Annotated in this window: 20 protein-coding genes; 17 read left to right on the top strand and 3 right to left on the bottom strand. The window is 71.9% G+C overall.

Annotation, left to right across the window (positions count from 1 at the left end; all coding sequences use genetic code 11):
* Nucleotides 1-313: 313 nt before the first annotated feature.
* The 8 genes from AC07FJ_RS10285 (at nt 314) to AC07FJ_RS10250 (ending at nt 8,989) form a co-directional block, all read left to right on the top strand.
* Nucleotides 314-1,984, top strand: coding sequence for an ABC transporter substrate-binding protein (locus AC07FJ_RS10285; protein WP_479047356.1), 1,671 nt, complete (start codon nt 314-316; stop codon nt 1,982-1,984).
* A 90-nt stretch (nt 1,985-2,074) separates the two neighbouring features.
* Nucleotides 2,075-3,079, top strand: a complete 1,005-nt coding sequence (locus tag AC07FJ_RS10280; RefSeq protein WP_479047353.1) for an ABC transporter permease — start codon at nt 2,075-2,077, stop codon at nt 3,077-3,079.
* Between the two features lies 1 nt (nt 3,080).
* Nucleotides 3,081-4,034 (top strand): ABC transporter permease, encoded by a 954-nt coding sequence (locus tag AC07FJ_RS10275; RefSeq protein ID WP_361418697.1) that lies wholly within the window; start codon nt 3,081-3,083, stop codon nt 4,032-4,034.
* Nucleotides 4,035-4,040: 6 nt separating this feature from the next.
* Nucleotides 4,041-5,045, top strand: coding sequence for an ABC transporter ATP-binding protein (locus AC07FJ_RS10270; protein WP_361418694.1), 1,005 nt, complete (start codon nt 4,041-4,043; stop codon nt 5,043-5,045).
* Nucleotides 5,042-6,163, top strand: a complete 1,122-nt coding sequence (locus AC07FJ_RS10265; protein WP_479047350.1) for an ABC transporter ATP-binding protein — start codon at nt 5,042-5,044, stop codon at nt 6,161-6,163. Before AC07FJ_RS10270 ends, AC07FJ_RS10265 begins: the two co-directional genes overlap by 4 nt.
* A 34-nt stretch (nt 6,164-6,197) precedes the next feature.
* Nucleotides 6,198-6,878: a trimeric intracellular cation channel family protein gene (locus AC07FJ_RS10260; protein WP_355358540.1), complete on the top strand. Its 681-nt coding sequence runs from the start codon at nt 6,198-6,200 to the stop codon at nt 6,876-6,878.
* Nucleotides 6,879-6,905: 27 nt separating this feature from the next.
* Nucleotides 6,906-7,751, top strand: coding sequence for a thioesterase family protein (locus AC07FJ_RS10255; RefSeq protein WP_479047347.1), 846 nt, complete (start codon nt 6,906-6,908; stop codon nt 7,749-7,751).
* 68 nt (nt 7,752-7,819) lie between these two features.
* A complete protein-coding gene (locus tag AC07FJ_RS10250; RefSeq protein WP_479047344.1) occupies nt 7,820-8,989 on the top strand; it encodes a cysteine desulfurase family protein in 1,170 nt (389 codons plus the stop codon).
* 110 nt (nt 8,990-9,099) lie between these two features.
* On the opposite strand, the gene AC07FJ_RS10245 is transcribed toward AC07FJ_RS10250, so the two are convergent.
* A complete protein-coding gene (locus AC07FJ_RS10245; protein ID WP_479047341.1) occupies nt 9,100-9,783 on the bottom strand; it encodes an N-acetylmuramoyl-L-alanine amidase in 684 nt (227 codons plus the stop codon).
* A gap of 72 nt (nt 9,784-9,855) precedes the next feature.
* Here AC07FJ_RS10245 and mnmA point away from each other — a divergent pair, with 72 nt between their 5' ends.
* A complete protein-coding gene (mnmA, locus tag AC07FJ_RS10240) occupies nt 9,856-11,007 on the top strand; it encodes a tRNA 2-thiouridine(34) synthase MnmA (protein ID WP_479047339.1) in 1,152 nt (383 codons plus the stop codon).
* Nucleotides 11,008-11,015: 8 nt separating this feature from the next.
* Here mnmA and AC07FJ_RS10235 read toward each other — a convergent pair whose 3' ends face one another.
* Together AC07FJ_RS10235 and AC07FJ_RS10230 are read right to left on the bottom strand one after the other, a co-directional pair.
* A complete protein-coding gene (locus tag AC07FJ_RS10235) occupies nt 11,016-11,546 on the bottom strand; it encodes a hypothetical protein (RefSeq protein ID WP_479047336.1) in 531 nt (176 codons plus the stop codon).
* A 44-nt stretch (nt 11,547-11,590) separates the two neighbouring features.
* The gene (locus AC07FJ_RS10230; protein ID WP_479047333.1) at nt 11,591-11,917 is read right to left on the bottom strand and encodes a DUF427 domain-containing protein; all 327 of its coding nucleotides are present in this window, start codon (nt 11,915-11,917) and stop codon (nt 11,591-11,593) included.
* A 50-nt stretch (nt 11,918-11,967) separates the two neighbouring features.
* On the opposite strand from AC07FJ_RS10230, the gene AC07FJ_RS10225 reads away from it, so the two are divergent.
* From AC07FJ_RS10225 to AC07FJ_RS10190, 8 genes are all read left to right on the top strand, one after another.
* On the top strand, nt 11,968-12,507 hold the full coding sequence (locus tag AC07FJ_RS10225) for an LOG family protein (protein ID WP_479047330.1): 540 nt from the start codon (nt 11,968-11,970) through the stop codon (nt 12,505-12,507).
* Nucleotides 12,508-12,535: 28 nt separating this feature from the next.
* Nucleotides 12,536-13,225: an SDR family oxidoreductase gene (locus AC07FJ_RS10220; RefSeq protein WP_479047328.1), complete on the top strand. Its 690-nt coding sequence runs from the start codon at nt 12,536-12,538 to the stop codon at nt 13,223-13,225.
* A gap of 53 nt (nt 13,226-13,278) precedes the next feature.
* Complete coding sequence (locus AC07FJ_RS10215; protein WP_479047326.1) at nt 13,279-14,283, top strand: methionine synthase; 1,005 nt, start codon at nt 13,279-13,281, stop codon at nt 14,281-14,283.
* A gap of 16 nt (nt 14,284-14,299) precedes the next feature.
* Nucleotides 14,300-16,489, top strand: coding sequence for an NAD-dependent DNA ligase LigA (ligA, locus tag AC07FJ_RS10210; RefSeq protein WP_479047324.1), 2,190 nt, complete (start codon nt 14,300-14,302; stop codon nt 16,487-16,489).
* Between the two features lie 333 nt (nt 16,490-16,822).
* Nucleotides 16,823-18,868, top strand: a complete 2,046-nt coding sequence (locus AC07FJ_RS10205) for a putative bifunctional diguanylate cyclase/phosphodiesterase (RefSeq protein WP_479047321.1) — start codon at nt 16,823-16,825, stop codon at nt 18,866-18,868.
* A 115-nt stretch (nt 18,869-18,983) separates the two neighbouring features.
* Nucleotides 18,984-19,280 (top strand): Asp-tRNA(Asn)/Glu-tRNA(Gln) amidotransferase subunit GatC, encoded by a 297-nt coding sequence (gene gatC / locus AC07FJ_RS10200; protein ID WP_355363428.1) that lies wholly within the window; start codon nt 18,984-18,986, stop codon nt 19,278-19,280.
* Nucleotides 19,281-19,284: 4 nt separating this feature from the next.
* Nucleotides 19,285-20,778, top strand: coding sequence for an Asp-tRNA(Asn)/Glu-tRNA(Gln) amidotransferase subunit GatA (gene gatA, locus AC07FJ_RS10195; protein WP_479047319.1), 1,494 nt, complete (start codon nt 19,285-19,287; stop codon nt 20,776-20,778).
* Complete coding sequence (locus AC07FJ_RS10190) at nt 20,775-21,014, top strand: hypothetical protein (protein ID WP_361418651.1); 240 nt, start codon at nt 20,775-20,777, stop codon at nt 21,012-21,014. The genes gatA and AC07FJ_RS10190 overlap by 4 nt, the downstream gene beginning before the upstream one ends.
* Nucleotides 21,015-21,021 lie beyond the last annotated feature (7 nt).

Raw genomic sequence — 21,021 nt, 5'->3', positions numbered from 1 at the left:
TGGCATGCCCTCGTCAAAACAGAGCCGCGTGATTGCGCCACATCGCCCGCGCGGGCCAGGCCCGCCCCTTGGACACCCACCCCGCGACGCCTCCCTCCACACCCCGCCGGAGCGGCCCGCCGAACCGCCCCACATGTCACGGGTGTTACGCCTCCCCACGTGCTTGTCCCGGAACTGACCGGTTTGGCGAGTGTCCGGGTCTCAGGTAGGTATCACCGCTATGCGGACTGTTCTCCGCCGAGGTACGCGTGGGTAGTGTTCGGCCGGTCAAGACCACCACTCTCCCGTCACGGCGGAACCCCTGGGGGGACCCATGCGAATATTCAAGTCCCGGTCCGTCCGGGCGATCACGGCGGCGCTGGCCGTCGGGATGATCGCCACGGGCTGTGCCAGTGAGCGCGGCAAGGGCGACGACAAGGCCGGTGACAAGGACACCTTCGTGTTCGCCGGCGCAGGTGACCCCTCCTCCCTCGACCCCGCCCTGGCGAGCGACGGTGAGACCTTCCGGGTGACCCGGCAGGCGTTCGAGGCGCTGCTGGAGCACGAGTCGGGCGGCAGCAAGCTCGTCGGCGGGCTGGCCGAGAAGTGGTCGAGCGACCCGACCGGCACGGTGTGGACGTTCAACCTCCGCAAGGGCGTGAAGTTCCACGACGGCGAGGCGTTCAACGCCGCGGCCGTCTGCGCGAACTACGACCACTGGTTCAACTGGAAGGGCACGTACCAGTCCAGCGCGGTCTCGTACTACTGGCAGAGCATCCTCGGCGGCTTCGCCAAGAACGAGGACAAGGAAGCCCCGAAGCCCAACTACAAGTCCTGCGCCGCCAAGGACGAGAACACCGCGGTCATCACGGTGAACGAGCCCTCCGCCACGCTCCCCGGCGGCTTCTCGCTCCAGGCCCTGGCGATCCACTCGCCGAAGGCCCTCAAGGAGTACGAGAAGCAGGAGGCCACCGCCAAGGGCGAGGCCATCACGTACCCGAAGTACAGCCAGGAGGCCGGCACGGTCGCCGGCACGGGCCCGTACAAGATCGTGAAGTGGAACAAGGGCAACAAGGAAGTCACCCTCGAGCGCTTCGACGACTACTGGGGTGAGAAGGCCAAGATCAAGAACCTGGTCTTCCGCACCATCGACACCGAGGACGGCCGCCGCCAGGCCCTCCAGGCCGGTGACATCGACGGCTACGACCTCGTCGCCCCGGCCGATGTGAAGACCCTGGAGAACGCGGGCTTCCAGGTCCCCACCCGTGACGTCTTCAACATCTTCTACGTCGGCTTCTCGCAGGAGAAGAACCCGGCGCTGCAGAAGCCCGAGGTGCGCCAGGCCATCGCGCACGCCATCGACCGCGAGAACATCGTCAAGACGCAGCTCCCCGAGGGCGGCAAGGCGGCCACGCAGTTCATGCCGGACACGATCGCCGGCCACTCGGACAAGGTGAAGAAGTACCCGTTCGACACCAACAAGGCCAAGCAGCTCCTCGCGTCCGCGGGCGCGTCCGGTCTGAGCATCGAGTTCTGCTACCCGACCGAGGTCACCCGCCCGTACATGCCCGCTCCGCAGGACATCTTCGAGCTGATGAAGTCCGACCTGGAGAAGGCCGGCATCAAGGTCACCCCCAAGCCCATGAAGTGGGCCCCGGACTACCTGGACGCCACCGAGGCCGGTGCCTGCGCCCTGCACATGCTCGGCTGGACCGGTGACTACAACGACGGTTACAACTTCATCGGCACCTGGTTCGCCGAGTACGACAAGCAGTGGGGCTTCAAGGACGCCAAGGTCTTCGAGGCGGTGACCGCCGGCTCGAAGGAGGCGGACCCCGTCAAGCGCGTCGAGGCGTACAAGAAGGCCAACGAGGTGATCATGGACTACCTGCCGGGTCTGCCGATCTCCTCCTCGCCGCCCGCCATCGCGTTCGGCAAGAACGTCAACCCGCCGAAGGTCTCCCCGCTGACGCAGGAGAACTTCGCCGAGGTCTCCTTCAAGTAATCGCATCCCACGCGGGGTCCGCCCGGCCACGGCATCGTCGGTGGCCGGGCGGACCCGCATCTCACGCACGTTAAGAAAGGGGCATGCGGGGTGCTGCGACTCGTCGTACGAAGACTGCTACAGCTCATACCCACCCTGCTCGGCCTGTCGGTTCTGCTCTTCCTCTGGCTGAACCGGCTGCCCGGCGGACCCGCCTCAGCGATCCTGGGCGAGCGGGCGACCGAAGCCGAAGTGGCGCGCATCAACCGCATTCTGGGCCTCGACCAGCCGGTCTGGGTGCAGTACGGGCGCTTCCTCAAGCGACTCTCCGAGCTCGACCTGGGTACCTCCACCCAGACCGGCCAGCCGGTGTGGGACGAGTTCGTCCTGCGCTTCCCGGCCACGGTCGAGCTGGGCCTGACGGCGATGCTCATCGCCGTCGTCGTCGGCATCCCGCTGGGGTACTTCGCGGCCCGGCGGCGCGGCAGCTGGCTGGACGTCACGGCGGTGTCCGGCTCGCTGGTCGGCATCTGCGTCCCGGTGTTCTTCCTCGCCCTGCTGCTCAAGGGCGTCTTCGCCGTCAACCTGGGCCTCTTCCCCAGCTACGGCCGGCTGTCGACCGGCATGGACGCCACCGAGGTCACCGGCTTCGCCGTCCTCGACGGTCTGCTGACCGGCGAGTTCGACGCCTCCTGGGACGCGCTCATGCACCTGGTGCTGCCGGCCGTCGCCCTCTCCTCCATCCCCCTGGCGGTCATCGTCCGCATGACCCGCGCCAGCGTCCTGGAGGTGCTCGGCGAGGACTACGTCCGCACCGCCGAGTCCAAGGGCCTGGAGAAGCGTGTCGTACGCGGCCGGCACGTGCTGCGCAACGCGCTGCTGCCGGTGGTCACCACGATCGGCCTGCTGACCGGATCGCTGCTGTCGGGCGCGGTGCTCACCGAGTCCGTCTTCGCCTTCGGCGGCATCGGCTCCTTCATCCGGACCGCGATCGACGACCGCGACTACCCCGTGCTCGTCGGCTTCATCATGTTCATCGCCATGGTGTACGTCCTCATCAACCTGCTGGTCGACCTGGCGTACAGCCTCATTGACCCGAGAGTGCGGGTGCACTGACGTGAGCACCAAGACTGACAAGATCGACCGCCTCGCCCAGCTCACCGTACGGAGCGAGGCCACCGCCGGCGGCAGCCTGTGGCGCGAGGCCTTCCGCCGCCTCAAAGCCAGCAAGATGGCGCTCGTCGGTGCCGCGGTCATCGCCGTGTTCGTCGTCGTCGCCGTGATCGGGCCGTGGATCGCGCCGTACGCCCCCACCGCGCAGACCTGGCGGGGCGAGGTCTTCCCCAACCAGGGCAAGTTCGTCGGGCCGCGCGGCGACAACTGGTTCGGCCTGGACCACCTCGGCCGCGACCAGCTGTCCCGGTTCCTCGTCGGTGCCCGGCAGACCCTGCTCGTGGGTGTCGTGTCGATGCTCATCGGTCTGATCGTGGGCGCGCTCATCGGGCTGCTCTCCGGCGCCGCGGCGACGCTCGGCGGCCCGGCGGGCCGCCGGATCGACACCGTCGTCATGCGCATCACCGACATCATGCTGTCGCTGCCGTCGCTGCTGCTCGCCGTCTCCATCGCCGCGGTGATGGGCCAGTCCCTCACCACCGTGATGATCGCCGTCGGCGTGGTGCAGGTGCCGATCTTCGCCCGGCTGCTGCGCGGTTCGATGCTCACCCAGGGCGGTTCCGACTACGTCCTCGCGGCCCGTGCGCTGGGCGTGCGCAAGCGGCGCATCGTCATGACCCAGATCCTGCCGAACTCCCTCAGCCCCGTGATCGTCCAGGCGACCCTCAGCCTCGCCACCGCGATCATCGAGGCGGCGGCCCTCTCCTACCTCGGCCTCGGCAACCCGGACCCGGCCGTCCCCGAGTGGGGCGTGATGCTCTCCCAGGCGCAGCGGTTCTTCGACAACGCGCCCATGATGTCGCTCTTCCCGGCGATCGGGATCATCATCACCGCCCTCGGCTTCACGCTGCTCGGCGAGGCCATGCGCGAAGCCCTCGACCCGAAGCTGCGAGGCTGAACTGCCATGCCACTGCTCTCTGTTGACGAACTCACCGTCACCTTCGGCGGGCGCGGCCGTACGCCCTCGACGGCCGTGGACGGCGTCTCCTTCGACGTCGACCAGGGCCAGGTCGTCGGCCTGGTCGGCGAGTCGGGCTGCGGCAAGTCCGTGACCTCGCTCGCGCTGATGGGCCTGCTGCCGCGCAAGGGCGTCACGGTCACCGGCCGCGCCGCGTTCGACGGCGCCGACCTGCTGACCATGAGCCCCAAGCAGCTGCGCGACATGCGCGGCAGCCAACTGGCGATGATCTTCCAGGACCCGCTGTCGTCGCTGAACCCGGTCGTACCGGTCGGGGTCCAGGTCACCGAGATCCTGGAGCGCCACCGGGGCCTGAAGGGCGAGCCCGCCCGCAAGGAGGCCGCGTCCCTGCTCGACCGGGTCGGCATCCCGGACCCGGCCCGGCGCCTCAAGGAGTACCCGCACCAGCTCTCCGGCGGTATGCGCCAGCGCGCGCTGATCGCCATGGCGGTCGCGTGCGCCCCCCGCCTGCTCATCGCCGACGAGCCGACCACCGCCCTGGACGTCACCATCCAGGCGCAGATCCTGGAGCTGCTCAAGGAGCTGGTGGACCAGGAGGGCACCGCCCTGCTGATGATCACCCACGACCTGGGCGTCGTCGCGGGCCTGTGCGACCAGGTCAACGTCCTGTACGCGGGCAAGGTGGTGGAGTCCGCGGGCCGCCGCGAGCTGTTCGCGCACCCCACCCACCCGTACGCGCACGGCCTGCTCGGCTCCATCCCGCGCCTGGACGCCCCCCGCGGTGAGCCGCTCAACCCCATCCGCGGCTCCATCAACGACAAGATCGCCTGGGCCGACGGCTGCGCCTTCGCGCCCCGCTGCGACCACTACACGATGGAGTGCCTCACCGGCACCCCCGAACTGACCGAACCACGAGCGGCCGGACACCAGGTGCGCTGCGTCAACCCGGTCCTGCCCCCGGTCCTGCCCACGGCGGAGGTCTCGGCATGAGCCTGCTCGAACTCAACGACCTCAAGGTCCACTTCCCCATCCGCAAGGGCATGCTCTTCGACCGTACGGTCGGCCATGTGTACGCGGTCGACGGCGTCTCGCTGTCCGTCGAGGCGGGCCAGACGTACGGGCTCGTCGGCGAGTCCGGCTGCGGCAAGACCACGCTGGGGCGCGCGGTGCTGCGCCTGGTCGACGTCACGGACGGCGAGGCCGTCTTCGACGGTACGGACCTGGCGAAGCTACCGGACGAGGAGATGCGCCGCTTCCGGCGCCGCCTCCAGATGGTCTTCCAGGACCCGCTGGGCAGCCTCAACCCGCGCCAGAACATCGAGTCGATCCTCTCCGAGGGCATGGCCGCCCACGGGATCGGCGCCAACCAGGAGGAGCGCCGCGAGAAGATCAAGGCGATCCTCGCGCGGGTGGGCCTCCCGGACAACGCCCTGTCGCGCTATCCGCACGAGTTCTCCGGCGGCCAGCGCCAGCGCATCGGCATCGCCCGCGCGCTGGTGCTCGAACCGGACCTGATCATCTGCGACGAGCCGGTCTCCGCGCTCGACGTGTCGATCCAGGCCCAGGTGATCAACCTCCTGGAGGAGCTCCAGGAGCAGCTCGGCCTGACGTACCTGGTCATCGCGCACGACCTGGCCGTGGTGCGCCACATCTCGGACGTCATCGGCGTGATGTACCTGGGGTCGCTCGTGGAGGAGGCGCCGAGCGACGCGCTGTACGCCGCGCCGAAGCACCCGTACACCAAGGCCCTGATGTCGGCGGTGCCGGTGCCGGACCCGGAGGTCGAGGACCGCCGGGAGCGGATCCTGCTCCACGGCGACCTCCCGTCGCCCGCCAACCCGCCCACCGGGTGCCGCTTCCACACGCGCTGCCCGTGGAAGCAGGACACGCTGTGCGCGACGGACCGGCCGGAGCTGCGGGACGTGGGCGGCGGGCACAAGGTGGCCTGCCACTTCGCGGCCGAGATCGAGGCGGGCACGGTCGAGCGGACCCGCGCGACGGGCATCGAGGCGGTCACGGAGACGGCGGCGGTGGCGTCGGAGCCCGAGGCGCCGGCGTCCGGGGAGCCGGCCGCCAAGGTGGAGGACAAGGCCGGCGAGGTCGTATGACGGCCCGGAGCACCGGACCATGTAGAACTGTCCGGTGCTCCAGGAACTCTTCACGCCCTCCGTCCAACACGCGCTCGAGCTCGTCGGGATCTTCGTCTTCGCGATCTCCGGCGCGCTGCTCGCCGTACGCAAGAACTTCGACGTGTTCGGCATCGCGGTCCTCGCGGAGGTCACCGCGCTGGGCGGGGGGCTGTTCCGGGACCTGGTCATCGGGGCCGTACCGCCCGCCGCCTTCACCGACCTCGGCTACTTCGTGATGCCGCTGGTCGCCACGGTCCTGGTCTTCTTCCTGCACCCGCAGGTGGAGCGCACCCAGACCGCCGTGAACGTCTTCGACGCCGCCGGCCTCGGCCTCTTCTGCGTGTCCGGCACGACGAAGGCGTACGAGCACGGCCTGGGCCTGACCTTCTCGGCCGTGCTCGGCCTCGCCACCGGCGTCGGGGGCGGCGTGCTGCGCGACGTGCTCGCGAACGAGGTGCCGTCGCTGCTGCGCTGGGACCGGGACCTGTACGCGGTGCCCGCGATCGTCGGCGCCACCATGGTCGCGCTCTGCATCCGCTTCGAGATGCTGAACCCCTTCACCAGTGGTCTCGCCGCCCTCACCACGTTCGTCCTGCGCCTGCTCGCCCTGCGGTTCCACTGGCGTGCGCCGCGGGCGTGGAACCGCCGCTCCGCCCGCTCCGAGGACGAACTCCCGCAGAAAGCTACCGCTTAGTAGTTTCCTGCTGTACGGTTCCGTGCCATGAACAGCGAGTTCGAGTCCGAGTTCGAGTACGAGTTCGACCGCGACACCGCGGTGACCCTGCGCGAGCCGGGCGTCTACGACGCCGAGCTCTCCGCCGGCTGGACGATCATCCACGCCGTCAACGGCGGCTACCTCCTCGCCCTGCTGGGCCGCGCCCTCGGGCAGGCCCTGCCGCACCCCGACCCGTTCACGATCTCGGCGCACTACCTGACGCCCTCGGTACCCGGACCCGCCGTCATCCGGACCGAGACCGTCCGCACCGGCCGGACCCTCTCCACCGGCCAGGCGTCCCTCTTCCAGTACGCGGACGACGGCTCCGAGGTCGAGCGCATCCGGGTCCTCGCCTCCTACGGCGACCTCGACGCGCTCCCCGACGACGTCCGCACCACCGCCAAGCCGCCCGCCATCCCGCCGCGCGAGCACTGCTTCGGCCCCTCCGACGGCCCGGCCCCGAAGATCCCGGGCTCGTCCGCGATCACCGAGCGCCTCGACATCAAACTCGACCCGGCGACCCTCGGCTGGGCGCTCGGCGCCCCGTCCGGCAAGGGCGAGATGCGCGGCTGGTTCGGCCTCGCCGACGGCCGCGAGCCCGACCCGCTGTCCCTCCTCCTCACCGTCGACGCGCTGCCGCCGACCTCCTTCGAGCTGGGCCTCAAGGGCTGGACCCCGACCGTCGAACTCACCACCCACATACGCTGCCGCCCCGCCCCCGGGCCGCTGCGGGTCGCCATCACCACGCGCAACCTCGCCGGCGGCTTCCTGGAGGAGGACGCCGAGGTCTGGGACAGCGCCGACCGCCTGGTCGCCCAGTCCCGCCAACTCGCCCGCGCGCCCCGGCCGTAGCCCCGGCCCGGCCGGGCGCTCGCGGTCGGCGCCGCCGCCCGGCCCCCGCCTCGTAGAATCGAGGCACCATGGCCTACCTCGACCACGCCGCGACGACTCCGATGCTCCCGGAGGCGATCGAGGCGATGACCGCCCAGCTCCCCGTCACCGGCAACGCGTCCTCGCTGCACTCCGCCGGACGCCGGGCCCGCCGTACCGTCGAGGAGGCCCGCGAGACCCTCGCCGAGGCGCTGGGGGCCCGCCCCAGCGAGGTCGTCCTCACCTCCGGCGGCACCGAGGCCGACAACCTCGCCGTCAAGGGCCTCTTCTGGGCCCGCAGGGCCGCCGACCCGCGCCGCGTGCGGGTGCTCGCCAGCCCCGTCGAGCACCACGCCGTCCTGGACGCCGTGCACTGGCTCGGCGAGCAGGAGGGCGCCACGGTCGAGTACCTGCGCGTCGACGCGTACGGGCGCGTCCACCCGGACGCCCTGCGCGAGGCCATCGAGCGGGACCCGGACAGCGTCGCGCTCGCCACCGTGATGTGGGCCAACAACGAGATCGGCACCGTCCTGCCGGTCGCCGAACTCGCCGCCGTCGCGCGGGAGTTCGGTGTCCCCCTGCACTCCGACGCCGTGCAGGCCCTCGGCCAGGTCCCGGTCTCCTTCGCCGACTCGGGCCTCGCCGCCATGACGGTCTCCGGCCACAAGATCGGCGGCCCGTACGGCATCGGGGCCCTGCTGCTGGGCCGCGAGTACACCCCCGTCCCGGTGCTGCACGGCGGCGGCCAGGAGCGCCACGTCCGCTCCGGCACCCTCGACGTGCCGGCCGTCGCCGCCTTCGCCGTCGCCGGGCGGCTCGCCGCCGAGCGCCGCGAGGCGCACGCCCGCGAGGTCGGCGCCCTGCGCGACGCGCTGGTCGACGCCGTCCGCACGGCCGTCCCGGACGCCGTCCTCGGCGGCGACCCCGACCCGGCGGGCCGCCTGCCCGCCAACGCGCACTTCGCCTTCCCCGGCTGCGAGGGCGACTCGCTGCTGCTGCTCCTGGACGCCCAGGGCATCGAGTGCTCCACCGGCTCCGCCTGTACGGCCGGCATCGCCCAGCCCAGCCACGTCCTGCTCGCCACCGGCACCGACCCCGACCTGGCGCGCGGCACCCTGCGCTTCACGCTCGGCCACACGTCCACGTACGCGGACGTCGAGGCGGTCGCGAAGGCCATCGGCCCGGCGGTGGAACGGGCGCGGACGGCGGGCCTCAGCTAAGCGGAAGGGCCTCAGCGAGCGGCGGGCGTCCGCCAGCCGACGGCCTCAGCGGGCGGCGGGCCTTGGCGAGCAGACGGCCTCAGCGAGCGGGGGCTCGGCGGCAGACCGCCTCAGCGAGCGGCCGAGGCCCCGGGACCCGCCCCGGCGGCCGCGGCGGCGCGCACCAGCTTCATGTACCGGTCCCAGTCCCAGTGCGGGCCCGGGTCGGTGTGGTCCGTGCCCTCCACCTCGACATGGCCGATGATGTGCTCCCGGTCGGCGGGTATGCCGTACCGCGCGCATATCCCGGCCGTCAGCCGCGCCGACGCTTCGTACATCGCCGCCGTGAAGTCCTTCGGGCGGTCGATGAAGCCCTCGTGCTCGATGCCGATGCTGCGCTCGTTCATCTCCCGGTCGCCCGCGTGGAAGGCCACGTCGAGCTCGCGGATCATCTGGGCGATGTGCCCGTCCTTGCGGATGACGTAGTGGGTCGCGGCGCCGTGCCCCGGGTTCTTGAAGACCCTCAGCGCGGTCGGATAGCTGCCCTGGACGACATGGATCACGACCCGGTCGATGGTGTAGTCGTCCGGGCGGTCCGCGCGCCGCCAGTTGGCCCGCGCGGCCGCCGTCCACTCCGCGCCCTGGTGGTCCAGCTCGCCCTCGACGCGCTTCTTCTCCATGCCGGGCAGCCGCCACCAGGCACGCTCCAGCTCGTCACGGGCCAGCACCGCCGCGCCCGCCACGGCCGCGCCGCCGCCGATCAGCACCGCGCGCCGGCCGATCCGCCGCTTCCCCGCCCCGTCCGTACGCCCCATGTGATCGTGAACGCACGCGCGTACGTATTGGGTTCCCGGACGCTCCGCCCGGACCCGTACCCTGATAGGGCTATGACTCAGACTCCGCAGCGGACCACCCCCCAGCGCCCCCTCCGTGTCCTCGCCGCCATGTCGGGCGGTGTGGACTCCGCCGTCGCCGCCGCCCGTGCCGCCGAAGCCGGCCACGACGTGACCGGGGTGCACCTGGCCCTCTCCGCGAACCCCCAGTCCTTCCGCACCGGCGCGCGCGGCTGCTGCACCATCGAGGACTCGCGGGACGCGCGCCGCGCGGCCGACGTCATCGGCATCCCGTTCTACGTGTGGGACCTGGCCGAGCGGTTCCGCGAGGACGTCGTCGAGGACTTCGTCGCCGAGTACGAGGCGGGGCGCACGCCCAACCCCTGCCTGCGCTGCAACGAGAAGATCAAGTTCGCGGCGCTGCTGGACAAGGCGCTCGCGCTGGGCTTCGACGCGGTCTGCACCGGCCACTACGCGACCGTGGTCACCAAGGAGGACGGCACCCGGGAGCTCCACCGCGCCTCCGACATGGCCAAGGACCAGTCGTACGTCCTCGGCGTCCTCGACGAGAAGCAGCTCGCCCACGCCATGTTCCCGCTGGGCGACACGCTCACCACCAAGGACGAGATCCGCGCGGAGGCGGAGCGGCGCGGCCTCGCCGTCGCCAAGAAGCCCGACAGCCACGACATCTGCTTCATCGCCGACGGCGACACCCAGGGCTTCCTGGCGTCGCGCCTCGGCAAGGCGGAGGGCGACATCGTGGACGAGTCCGGGACCAAGCTCGGCACCCACGAGGGCGCGTACGGCTTCACCATCGGCCAGCGCAAGGGCCTGCGCATCGGCCACCCGGCGCCCGACGGCAAGCCCCGCTACGTCCTGGACATCTCCCCGGTGAACAACACCGTCACCGTCGGCCCCGCCGAGGCCCTCGACGTCACGGCCCTCACCGCGATCAAGCCCCGCTGGTGCGGCACGGCCCCCTCGGCCCCCGGCACCTACACGGCCCAGCTCCGGGCCCACGGCGGCGAGACTCCGGTGACCGCCGCCCTCGTCGGCGACGAGCTCCACGTCACCTTCGCCGAGCCGGTCCGGGGCGTGGCCCCGGGCCAGGCGATCGTCCTCTACGACGGCACCCGCGTGGTCGGCTCCGCGACGATCGCGACGACGACGCGCCGCGAGGCGCCGGAGCCGGCCACGACGGCCTGAGGCCCGCCTCAGTCGGCTGCTTCCGCGAAGAAGCGCCCCAGCACCGGCGCCAGCACCTGCGGCGCCACCTCGTGCGTCTGGCCCGTCAGCGTGGTGTGGCGGGCGCGCGGTACGGCGGCGGCGACCGCGCGGGCCGTGTCGCGCGTGCGGGCCGGGCTCGCACCGCCGTCGAGGACCAGTACGCGCGCGGTGACGGCGGCCAGCGGGGAGGGCGCGGCGCCGTACGGCGGCTCGTACACCGACAGCCGGCGGATCGGCAGCCCGGCCGCGGCCGCCTCCAGGGCGAGCACACCGCCCGAGGCGGTGCCGTGTACGTACGCGCTGCCGCCCGCCTCCGCGATGAGCGCCGCCAGGTCGCCGAGCTCGGCCGCGCCACCGCGCCGGCCATAGGTGTAGGTGGTGAAGCGCGGCGCCAGCAGCCGTGCGAGCGCCGCCTCACCCGCGCCCGCGTCCGTGCCCGACGTACTGCCCACCAGGATCAACGGTGGCCCGTCGCCGCGCCGTTCGTACGCCGGCACCGTCCTGTTCAGTTTCTCCATACGGGGGCAGACCGGCGCCGGACGCGAAACTCATCGGCGCGGCGTCACACCACCTCTGTTTCGTAGAAACAGAGGTGGTCCTTGATCGCGGCGACCTCCGCCTTGGGGTCGGGATACGCCCAGGCCGCGTCCTTCGCCCCGGCCAGGGACCAATAGGACGCCGTCCCCTTGAACGGGCAGTACGTGTGCGTGTCCGAGGGGGACAGCAGGTCCATCCGTACGTCCGCGGGCGGCAGGTAGTAGCGCACCGGGCAGCCCGTCTCGCGCAGCACCAGCGGCCGCCGGCTCTCGGCGATCACCCGGCCCTCGTGCAGGACCCGTACGTGCTCCGTGCCCGGCTCAACGGTGATGCGGTGTCCTGTCGTCGTCATGACCGGTCCAACGGCGGCGGGCGGCCTCCGATTCCCCGTACCGTGGCGCCATGAACATCTGCGTCTTCCTCTCCGCCGCGGACCTCGACGACCGCTACACCGTGCCCGCCCGCGAATTCGCCGAGCTGCTGGCCAAGGGCGGCCACACGCTCGTCTGGGGCGGCTCGGACGCCGGTCTCATGAAGGTCGTGGCGGACGGGGTCCAGGAGGCGGGCGGGCGGCTGGTGGGGGTCTCCGTGGAGTTCCTGGTCCACAAGGCCAGGAGCGGAGTGGACGAGATGGTCGTCGCCAAGGACCTCGCCGAGCGCAAGGCGCTGATGCTCGCCAAGTCCGACGCGGTCGTCATCATGGTCGGCGGCACCGGCACCCTGGACGAGGCCACCGAGATCCTGGAGCTGAAGAAGCACGGCCTGCACACCAAGCCCGTGGTGCTGCTCAACACGGCGGGCTTCTACGACGGCCTGAAGGAGCAGTTCCGGCGGATGGACGCGGAGGGCTTCCTGCCCGTGCCCCTCAGCGAGCTGGTGTTCTTCGCGGAGGACGGCGTCGCGGCGCTCGCGTACCTGGAAGAGGCCGCCGGGATCCGCTGAGGCGCCGGGTGATGCGAGCATGGCCCGTATGGCTACACATCTGATCACCGGGGCAGGGTCGGGCATCGGCGCGGCGGTCGCGCGACGGCTGCACGCGCGGGGTGACGACCTCGTCTTGCTGGCCCGCGACGCCGGGCGCGCCAAGGAACTGGCCGAGACCTACCCCGGCGCCCGTACGCTCGTCGGCGACCTCGCCACCCCCGACCGCCTCTCCTGGGCCTTCTCGCACCAGTCCCTCCCGGACCGGCTCGACTCGCTGCTGCACGTCGCGGGCGTCGTCGACCTGGCCCCGGTCGGCGACCTGACCCCCAAGACCTGGCGCCACCAGCTCGACGTGAACCTGCTCGCCCCCGCCGAGCTCACCCGGCTGCTCCTGCCGCAACTGCGGCTCTCCCAGGGGCACGTCGTCTTCGTCAACTCCGGCGCCGGGCTCAACGCGCACGCCGAGTGGGCCGCGTACGCCGCCTCCAAGCACGGCCTGAAGGCCCTGGCCGACGCGCTGCGCCACGAGGAGCACGCCAACGGCGTACGCGTGACCTCGGTCTACCCGGGCCGTACGGCCAGCCCGATGCAGGCCAAGGTGCACCAGCAGGAGGGCAAGGAGTACGACGCCTCCCGCTGGATCGACCCGGAGTCCGTCGCCACCGCGATCCTCACCGCGATCGACCTGCCGCGCGACGCGGAGATCAACGACCTGTCGGTGCGACCGGGGCGGTAGCGCCGACCGCGGGGGGAGGCGCCGGCCCTCGTGCCGGCGCGTACGCTTCCCGGGTGAGCGAGAACAACGACTTCAGCTGGGGCCCGGCGACCGGGGTCGGGTCCATGCCGGGCGGCGACGCGCGTGAGGCCGTCAAGACCGTCACCGGGTCCTTCGAGGACTTCCCGTACCTCCCCGAACTCCCCGCGCGCGGCCCCGGCGCCGACATGATCGGGCGCACCCTCGGGATGCTGGTCGAGATGTACGCGCACGTCGAGCCGAGCGGCTGGCGGATCAGCGACCGCCCCGGCCGCGACACCCGGCGGGCCAGGTCCTGGCTCGGGGAGGACCTCGACGCCCTGGAGGAGTTCACGCAGGGGTACGGGGGCGTGCTCAAGGTGCAGGCCGTCGGCCCCTGGACGCTGGCCGCCGCGCTGGAACTGCGCGGCGGCGAGGCGGCTCTCGGCGACCCCGGCGCGTGCCGGGACCTGGCGGAGTCGCTGGCCGAGGGGCTGCGGGCCCATCTCGCGGAGGTACGGCGCCGGGTGCCGGGCGCGCGGGTGGTGCTGCAGCTGGACGAGCCGTCGCTCACCGCCGTCCTGCGCGGGCAGGTGCGGACCGCGAGCGGCTACCGGACCTACCGGGCGGTGGACCGGCAGGTCGTGGAGGGCACGCTGCGGGACATCGTCGGCGTGAGCGACGGCCCGGTGGTCGTGCACTCCTGCGCCCCCGACGTGCCGTTCGCCCTGCTGCGCCGGGCGGGCGCCGCGGGCGTCTCGTTCGATTTCTCCCTGCTCACCGAGCGTGACGACGACCAGATCGGTGAGGCGGTCGAGGGCGGCACGAAGCTCTTCGCGGGCGTCGTGGGGTCCACCGACGCCCCGTTGTCAGACCCTGCCGGTAGCGTCATGGGTGTCAGGACGCTGTGGCGCAGGCTGGGGCTGCATCCGGGGGCTCTCGCGGAGTCGCTGGTGATCACCCCGTCGTGCGGGCTGGCGGGCGCCTCGCCCGCCTACGCCCGGGCGGCGCTCGCCCACTGCGTCAGGGCGGCGAGATCGCTCGCGGACAACCCTGAGTAACGTAGGCAACGGGAGGATGACGGTGGCTGTCGAACAGCAGGACGCGGTGCCGGCCGAGGCACGGGAGAAGCACGCGCAGCTGGCCGAGCAGGTGGAGGAGCACCGCTTCCGGTACTACGTGAAGGACCAGCCGGTCATCAGCGACGCGGAGTTCGACAAGCTGCTGCGCTCGCTGGAGGCGCTGGAGGAGGAGTACCCGGAGCTGCGGACGCCCGACTCGCCGACCCAGAAGGTCGCCGGGGCGTACGAGACGGAGTTCACCGCCGTCGAGCACCGCGAGCGCATGCTCTCGCTGGACAACGCCTTCGACGACGAGGAGCTGGCCGCCTGGGCGGACCGCGTCGCCAAGGAGGTCGGCACCTCCGCGTACCACTTCCTGTGCGAGCTCAAGGTCGACGGCCTCGCCGTGAACCTGACGTATGAGAAGGGGCGCCTGACGCGCGCCGCGACGCGCGGCGACGGGCGCACGGGCGAGGACATCACGCCGAACATCCGCACCATCGCGGACGTCCCGGACCGGCTGAGGGGCGACCGGATCCCGGACCTCGTCGAGATCCGCGGCGAGGTCTACTTCCCGATGGAGAAGTTCGAGGAGCTCAACGCCCGCCTGGTGGAGGCCGGCGACAAGCCCTTCGCCAACCCGCGCAACGCCGCGGCCGGTTCGCTGCGCCAGAAGGACCCGAAGATCACCGCGACGCGCCCGCTGCACATGGTGGTGCACGGCATCGGCGCCCGCGACGGCCTGGAGATCGGCCGGCTGTCGGAGGCGTACGGCCTGCTGCGCGAGTGGGGCCTGCCGACCGCCCGGCACAACAAGGTGGTCGACGGCATCGAGGGCGTCCGGGAGTTCATCGCGTACTTCGGCGAGCACCGCCACTCCGTGGAGCACGAGATCGACGGCGTGGTCGTCAAGCTCGACGAGATCCCCCTCCAGGGGCGCCTCGGCTCCACCTCGCGCGCGCCGCGCTGGGCGATCGCCTGGAAGTACGCGCCGGAGGAGGTCAACACCAAGCTGATCAACATCAGGGTGGGCGTGGGCCGCACGGGCCGGGTCACGCCCTACGCCCAGGTCGAACCGGTCACGGTCGCGGGCTCCGAGGTCGAGTTCGCCACGCTCCACAACCAGGACGTGGTCAAGGCCAAGGGCGTGCTCATCGGCGACACGGTGGTGCTGCGCAAGGCCGGTGACGTCATCCCGGAGATCCTCGGCCCCGTGGTCGACCTGCGGGACGGCACCGAGCGGGAGTTCGTGATGCCGTCCGAGTGCCCCGAGTGCGGCACGCCGCTGCGCCCGATGAAGGAGGGCGACGTCGACCTCCGCTGCCCGAACGGGCAGACGTGCCCCGCGCAGTTGCGCGAGCGGCTCTTCTACCTTGGCAGCCGCAAGGCCCTCGACATCGAGAACTTCGGCTATGTGGCGGCGGCCGCGCTGACCGCGCCCCTGGAGCCGGCCGAGCCGCCCCTGGTCGACGAGGGCGACCTGTTCGACCTGACGATCGAGCAGCTGCTGCCCATCAAGGCGTACGTCCTGGACCAGGACAGCGGACTGCCCAAGCGGGACCCCAAGACGGGCGAGGAGAAGATCGTCACCGTCTTCGCCAACCAGCAGGGCGAGCCCCGCAAGAACGCCCTGGCGATGCTGGAGAACATCGCGGCGGCCAAGCAGCGCCCGCTGGCCCGCATCATCACGGGCCTGTCGATCCGTCACGTCGGCCCGGTGGCGGCGGAGGCGCTGGCGCGCGAGTTCCGCTCCATCGACCGCATCGAGCAGGCGAGTGAGGAGGCGCTGGCGGCCGTCGAGGGCGTCGGCCCCACCATCGCGGCCTCGCTCAAGCAGTGGTTCGAGGTGGACTGGCACCGCGAGATCCTGCGCAAGTGGCGGGCCGCCGGGGTCCGGTTGGAGGAGGAGAGCACCGGGGAGGACGAGGGGCCGCGCCCGTTGGAGGGGCTGACGGTCGTCGTGACCGGCACCCTGCAGAACTACACCAGGGATGGCGCGAAAGAGGCGCTCCAGAGCCGCGGAGCGAAGGTGACGGGTTCCGTTTCGAAGAAGACGTCCTTCGTGGTGGTCGGCGACAATCCCGGTTCCAAGTACGACAAGGCGATGCAGCTGAAGCTTCCGGTTCTGGACGAGGACGGCTTCACCGTCCTGCTGGAGCAGGGTCCTGACGCGGCGAAGGACGCGGCGCTCCCGCTCGAGCAGTAGCCACGAAAGGGCGGGTTCCGGACACGGAACGATGGGAAATCATCACCCGTTCAGCGCATACCAGATGGATAAGGGTGGCCGGGTCGCATTCGGGCAAGAGCTGTAGAGCGGTGCCCGTCGAAGCCTTCCGCGGCCTACTGTTGAGACGTGCGCCTGTCGTGCACGGCCGCGGAGACCGGTTTCGGCCGTGGTGGCATGACAACAGGGCCATCACGTGGCAACGGCACAGCCGGCTGTGAGAGGGACGGAATGAAACCGACCGAGAGCGCCGCCCCGGTCTCACGGCCGTGTGTGTACGCGGCCTGCGAGGGCATCGCAGCGAGGCTCCCCGCCATGGTGGTGGTCCTGGCCGGGCTGCTGCTCGCGACCGGGCTCGTCAGCGCGGTCCGCGACGGTCACGCGCTCTTCCCCGGCGGCGCGGAGGGCTGGTCGCTCGCCGTGCTCACCGGCATCATCGTCGGCCACCTGGTGGCCCTGGGCCGCGACCGCTGGTGGGGCGGCACCGGCTCCGGCGCCGCGCTCACCCTCGCGGTGCTGCTGCTGTACGGATGGGTGCCCGCCGGACTGGTCAGCCTCGCCGTCGTCGTCCTGGTGGGCGTGGCCCGGCGTCACCGTTGGCGGCAGGGGCTGCTGCACGGCGCCGCGGACATCCTCGGCATCGGGGCCGCGGCCCTGGTGCTCGCCGCCTTCGGTGACGTACCGAGCGTCGAACGCCCCTGGCGGCCCCTCGAATGGGGGATCGAGGCCGTACCGGAGGTGGCGCTGGCGGCCACCGCGTATCTGGTGGTGACCCGGCTGCTGCTGTGGTACACGCTCGCCCCGCCGAGCGGCGGACTGCCCACGGCCGCCCGCACGGCGCTGCTGCGCCAGGGGCTCGTGGCGGTCGCCCTGCTCGGCATCGCGCCGCTGATCTGCGTGGTGGCGGTCTCCCTGCCGGTGCTGCTGCCGCTGTTCGCCGTCCCGCTGATCGCGCTGGACTCCACGCTGTGGATCGCCCGCGCGCGGGCCGAGGAGCAGCTGCGCGACCCGCTGACCGGGCTGCCCAACCGCCAGTGGCTGCTGGAGCGGACCTGGACCGCCCTGGAGGACGCGGAGGGCGAGGGCGTCCGGGCCGCGCTGGTCCTGATCGATCTCGACCGTTTCCGGTCGGTCAACGACACGCTCGGCCATCTGGCGGGCGACCGGCTGCTGCTCCAGATCGCCGACCGGCTCCGGCTGGCGTTGCCGCGCGGCGCGGAGGCGGCCCGGCTCGGCGGCGACGAGTTCGCCGTCCTCCTGCCGACCGCCGACTCCACGACCAGCGCCCAGCGCGTGGCCCGCCAGCTCGCCGCCGAGCTCTCCTCGCCGCTCGACCTCGACGGGCTCACGCTCGTCCTGGAGGCCAGCGCGGGCGTCGCGGTCTTCCCCGACCACGCGCGCGACGCCGAAGGGCTCCTCCAGCGCGCCGACGTCGCCATGTACCAGGCCAAGCGGGACCGCACGGGCGTGGAGGTGTACGAGTCCAAGCGCGACTCCAACACCCCGGACCGCCTCGGCCTCCTCGGCGACCTGCGCCGCGCCCTGGACGCCGGCGAGGTGGAGCTCCACTACCAGCCCAAGGTCGGCTTCGACGGGCACGTGGCCGGCCTGGAGGCCCTGGTCCGCTGGGTGCACCCGGAGCGCGGACGGGTCCCCCCGGACGAGTTCATCGCCATCGCCGAGTCCTCCGGCCTGATGCCCCACCTCACCGAGTACGTCCTGGAGACGGCCCTCGGCCAGGTCGCCAAGTGGCGCGCCCAGGGCCTGGAGGTCCCCGTCGCGGTGAACGTCTCCCCGCGCGACGTCCACAGCCCCGGCTTCGCCGGCGCCGTCGCCGCCCGGCTGGCCCGCCACGGGGTGCCCGCCGGATTCCTGCAACTGGAGATAACCGAGCACGTCCTCCTGGAGGACCCCCAGCGCGCCGCCGACACCCTGGCGGGCCTCACCGGCCACGGCGTCAAGATGTCGCTGGACGACTTCGGCACCGGCTACTCCTCCCTGGTCCACCTGCGCCGCCTCCCGGTGAGCGAGCTCAAGATCGACCGCTCCTTCGTGGCGCGCCTCGCCGTGGACAACGAGGACGCCGAGATCGTCCGCTGCACCGTCGACCTCGCCCACTCCCTCGGCCTCCTCGTCGTCGCCGAGGGCGTCGAGGACGACGAGACCTGGGAGCGCCTGCGGGACCTGGGCTGTGACGCCGTCCAGGGCTGGCTCGTCGCCGCCGCGATGCCCCCCGCCGAAACCACCGCCTGGCTCCGCGCCCGCGACCCCCAGACCGCCGCCCCGGCGCCCCTCGCCCCGGCCGAACTCCCGGCCGCCGCGCCCCCGTCCCCGCAGAACGCGGACCAGGTGGTCCAGTAGCCCCGCCCCGTGGGGCCCCCGTCGGGGGGCCGCCCGGCAAACCGTTTCACGGGCACGGGGCCCGGCCCCATAGGATTGGGCCAAAACCATCACACTCACCCCTGAGGATCGCTGCATGCCTGGCATCACGCGCGAGGAGGTCGCCCACCTCGCCCGGCTGGCGCGTCTGGAACTGAAGGGCGAAGAGCTCGACCACTTCGCCGGACAGCTCGACGACATCATCGGCGCGGTCGCCCGCGTCTCCGAGGTCGCCGACCAAGACGTACCGCCGACCTCCCACCCGCTGCCGCTGACCAACGTCATGCGCCCGGACGAGGTCCGTCCTTCGCTCACCCCCGAGCAGGCGCTCTCCGGCGCGCCCGCCCAGGAGCAGCAGCGTTTCAAGGTGCCGCAGATCCTGGGGGAGGACTAAGACCATGACGGACATCATCAGGCTCACCGCCGCCGAGATCGCGGAGAAGATCGCCTCCGGCGAGCTCACCGCCGTCGAGGTCACCGAGGCCCACCTCGCCCGGATCGAGGCCGTCGACGAGAAGGTCCACGCCTTCCTGCACGTCGACCGCGAGGGCGCCCTCGCGCAGGCCCGCGCCGTCGACGAGAAGCGCGCCAAGGGCGAGAAGCTCGGCCCCCTCGCGGGCGTGCCCCTCGCCCTGAAGGACATCTTCACCACCCGGGACATGCCGACCACCGTCGGCTCCAAGATCCTGGAGGGCTGGATCCCGCCGTACGACGCGACGCTCGTGCAGAAGCTGCGCGCGGCCGACGTCGTCATCCTCGGCAAGACCAACATGGACGAGTTCGCCATGGGCTCCTCCACCGAGAACAGCGCGTACGGCCCCACGGGCAACCCGTGGGACCTCACCCGCATCCCCGGCGGCTCCGGCGGCGGCTCCTCCGCCGCCCTCGCCGCGTACGAGGCCCCGCTCGCCATCGGCACGGACACCGGCGGCTCCATCCGCCAGCCCGCCGCCGTCACCGGCACGGTCGGCGTCAAGCCGACGTACGGCGGCGTCTCCCGCTACGGCATGGTGGCGTTCTCGTCCTCCCTCGACCAGGGCGGCCCCTGCGCCCGTACGGTCCTGGACGCGGCGCTGCTCCACGAGGTCGTCGCCGGCCACGACCCGCTCGACTCCACCTCCATCGACGCCCCGGTCCCGCCGGTCGTCGAGGCGGCCCGCAACGGCTCGGTGCAGGGCATGCGCGTCGGCGTGGTCAAGCAGTTCCGCGGCGAGGGCTACCAGGCCGGCGTGCTCCAGCGCTTCGACGAGTCCGTCGAGCTGCTGCGCGAGCTGGGCGCCGAGATCGTCGAGCTGGACTGCCCGTCCTTCGACCTCGCGCTCTCCGCGTACTACCTGATCGCCCCGTCCGAGTGCTCCTCGAACCTCGCCCGGTTCGACGGCCTGCGCTACGGCCTGCGGGCCGGCGACGACGGCACGCGCTCCGCGGAGGACGTCACCGCCCTCACCCGCGAGGCCGGCTTCGGCCCCGAGGTCAAGCGCCGCATCATGCTCGGCACGTACGCGCTCAGCTCCGGCTACTACGACGCGTACTACGGCTCGGCGCAGAAGGTCCGCACGCTCATCACCCGGGACTTCGAGAAGGCCTTCGAGCAGGTTGACGTGATCGTCTCCCCGACGACCCCGACCACCGCCTTCCCGATCGGCGAGCGCGCCGACGACCCGATGGCGATGTACCTCGCCGACCTGTGCACCATCCCGACCAACCTGGCCGGCAACGCCGCCATGTCGCTGCCCTGCGGCCTCGCCCCGGAGGACAACCTCCCGGTCGGCCTGCAGATCATCGCCCCCGCCATGAAGGACGACCGCCTCTACAAGGTCGGTGCGGCCGTCGAGGCCGCCTTCGTGGCACGCTGGGGCCACCCGCTGCTGGAGGAGGCTCCGTCGCTGTGAGCGCACTGACCAAGGCCAAGGGCTTCAAGAAGTCCAAGACCGGTACGTATCTGTCCATCGGCACCACCGCTTTCGGCGCCGTCAGCGTGGTCAAGCAGCTGCGCAAGGCCCGCGGTGAGAGCGACACGCTCCTGCTGCTCGACGCCGTCGTGTCCGCCGCCGCCATCGCCACCGGCCTCGCCATCCTGATGCGCGAGCTCAAGCGCGCCGGTGACGACGACGTCCTGCTGGGCTGAGAGGGAA

This window comes from Streptomyces sp. NPDC045998 (genome assembly GCF_056430285.1).
The sequence above is the reverse complement of the archived record's forward strand: the minus strand, read 5'-3'. Positions and strand labels throughout refer to the sequence as shown.

Coding starts and splice junctions, on each gene's coding strand:
- AC07FJ_RS10285 (WP_479047356.1), top strand. CDS start 314: ATGCGAATATTCAAGTCCCGGTCCGTCCGGGCGATCACGGCGGCGCTG.
- AC07FJ_RS10270 (WP_361418694.1), top strand. CDS start 4,041: ATGCCACTGCTCTCTGTTGACGAACTCACCGTCACCTTCGGCGGGCGC.
- AC07FJ_RS10265 (WP_479047350.1), top strand. CDS start 5,042: ATGAGCCTGCTCGAACTCAACGACCTCAAGGTCCACTTCCCCATCCGC.
- AC07FJ_RS10255 (WP_479047347.1), top strand. CDS start 6,906: ATGAACAGCGAGTTCGAGTCCGAGTTCGAGTACGAGTTCGACCGCGAC.
- AC07FJ_RS10250 (WP_479047344.1), top strand. CDS start 7,820: ATGGCCTACCTCGACCACGCCGCGACGACTCCGATGCTCCCGGAGGCG.
- AC07FJ_RS10245 (WP_479047341.1), bottom strand. CDS start 9,783: ATGGGGCGTACGGACGGGGCGGGGAAGCGGCGGATCGGCCGGCGCGCG.
- mnmA (WP_479047339.1), top strand. CDS start 9,856: ATGACTCAGACTCCGCAGCGGACCACCCCCCAGCGCCCCCTCCGTGTC.
- AC07FJ_RS10235 (WP_479047336.1), bottom strand. CDS start 11,546: ATGGAGAAACTGAACAGGACGGTGCCGGCGTACGAACGGCGCGGCGAC.
- AC07FJ_RS10230 (WP_479047333.1), bottom strand. CDS start 11,917: ATGACGACGACAGGACACCGCATCACCGTTGAGCCGGGCACGGAGCAC.
- AC07FJ_RS10225 (WP_479047330.1), top strand. CDS start 11,968: ATGAACATCTGCGTCTTCCTCTCCGCCGCGGACCTCGACGACCGCTAC.
- AC07FJ_RS10220 (WP_479047328.1), top strand. CDS start 12,536: ATGGCTACACATCTGATCACCGGGGCAGGGTCGGGCATCGGCGCGGCG.
- ligA (WP_479047324.1), top strand. CDS start 14,300: ATGACGGTGGCTGTCGAACAGCAGGACGCGGTGCCGGCCGAGGCACGG.
- AC07FJ_RS10205 (WP_479047321.1), top strand. CDS start 16,823: ATGGTGGTGGTCCTGGCCGGGCTGCTGCTCGCGACCGGGCTCGTCAGC.
- gatC (WP_355363428.1), top strand. CDS start 18,984: ATGCCTGGCATCACGCGCGAGGAGGTCGCCCACCTCGCCCGGCTGGCG.
- gatA (WP_479047319.1), top strand. CDS start 19,285: ATGACGGACATCATCAGGCTCACCGCCGCCGAGATCGCGGAGAAGATC.